This window comes from Streptomyces sp. NPDC001292, assembly GCF_042896465.1.
Classification (GTDB): Bacteria; Actinomycetota; Actinomycetes; order Streptomycetales; family Streptomycetaceae; genus Streptomyces.
Genome location: NZ_JBIAXG010000129.1, coordinates 1 through 1,746, shown reverse-complemented (window position 1 = coordinate 1,746; position 1,746 = coordinate 1). Strand labels below are relative to the sequence as shown.

Here is a 1,746-nt window from a genome sequence, read left to right as displayed (position 1 = left end):
CCGAGGGCCGGCCAACGCCCGCGAGGAAATCCTGTGCGCTGCTTTCGCCGAAATCCTCGGCCTGGAGAGCGTGGGCGTGGACGACGACTTCTTCCGGCTCGGCGGCAATTCGCTCCTCGCTGTGTCGATGGTCGAAAACCTGCGGCAGCAAGGCGTGCCGCTCGCCGTGCGGGCGTTCTTCCAGGCACCGACGCCCGCCGGTCTCGCGGCCGTGGCCAGTGCGGAGCAGATGACTGTGCCGGCGAACGCGATTCCCGCAGGCGCGGTGGAGATCACTCCGGAGATGCTGACTCTCGTCGAGCTGTCCGCCGCCGAGATCGAGCAGGTCGTCGCCCATGTGGAGGGCGGTGCCGCCAATGTCGCGGACATCTATCCCCTCGTTCCGCTGCAGGAGGGACTGCTCTTCCACCACCTCCTCGGAGGCGAGGGCGAGGACGACGCCTACGTGACTCCGACCGTGCTGACGTTCCGGTCGCGGGAGCTCCTGGACGCGTTCGTGGACGCGTTGCAGCGGGTGATCGACCGGCATGACGTCTTCCGGACGGGCGTGGTGTGGGCGGGCCTGCGGGAGCCCGTGCAGGTGGTGTGGCGCACAGCGGTCCTTCCGGTCGTCGAAGTGGAACTGGACCCGCGAACCGTGGACCCGGCAGCCGAGCTCGTGGCCATCGGTGGCCGGTCGATGGACCTGCGGCGGGCACCCCTCATCGACGTACATGTGGCTGCCGAGCCGGGTACGACCCGATGGCTGGCGTCGCTGCGCATGCACCACATCGTCCGGGACCAGACGACGCTGGACGTGGTGCTGGAGGAGATCGAGGCGTTCCTCGACGGGCGGGGCGACCGGCTTCCCGAACCAATGCCCTTCCGGGACTTCGCGGCGCGGGCGCGCGGCCAGGTGGACCGCTCCGAGCACGAGCGGTTCTTCGCAGACCTTCTCGGCGACGTCGACGAGCCGACGGCGCCCTTCGGGCTGACGGACACACGTGGGGACGGCGGCGACGCGGTCCACGCGCGGGTGGAGCTGGAAGCTTCGCTGGCGCAGCAGGTGCGAGAGGTTTCGCGGCGGCTGGGTGCCAGTCCCGCGACGCTGCTGCACGTGGCCTGGGCCCGTACGCTGGCGGCGGTCAGCGGCCGGGACGACGTCGTGTTCGGCACGGTGCTGTTCGGGCGGATGAACGGCGGTGCGGGCGCGGACCGGGTGCCTGGACCTTTCATGAACACGTTGCCCGTTCGCGTACGGGTCGACGAACTGGGCGCCCTGGCCGCGGTCGCCGCCATGCGGGCGCAGCTGGCGGGGCTCCTTGAGCATGAGCATGCGCCGTTGGTGGTGGCGCAGCAGGCCAGCGGCGTGCTGGCGGACCTGCCCCTGTTCACGTCGCTCTTCAACTACCGACACAGCGCCGGTGGGTACCCGGAGCCCGGTACCGCCTTGGACGACGTCGACATCGTGTTCAGCAGGGAGCGCACGAACTTTCCCGTGTGGGCCGCGGTCGACGATGACGGCGACAACATCGGGCTGGCAGTGGACACGGCACCGTCGGTGGACCCGGCCGCGGTGTGCGAACTGCTGCACACGACGGTGAAGGGCCTCGTCGCCGCACTGGAAGAGGCGCTGGACTCCGGGACGGACGTCCCGCTGAGCACGGTTCGGGTGCTGGGTGAGGTCGAGCGGCGTCGGGTGTTGGTGGAGTGGAACGACACGGCTGCTGAGGTGCCGGATGTGTCGTTGGTGGGGTTGCTGGAGTC

The 1,746-nt window shown here is 69.9% G+C and carries 1 protein-coding gene; it reads left to right on the top strand.

The window, feature by feature from the left end:
* Positions 1-1,746: condensation domain-containing protein (locus ACFY4A_RS42525; protein ID WP_390834662.1), on the top strand; the 1,746-nt coding region annotated here is incomplete at both ends.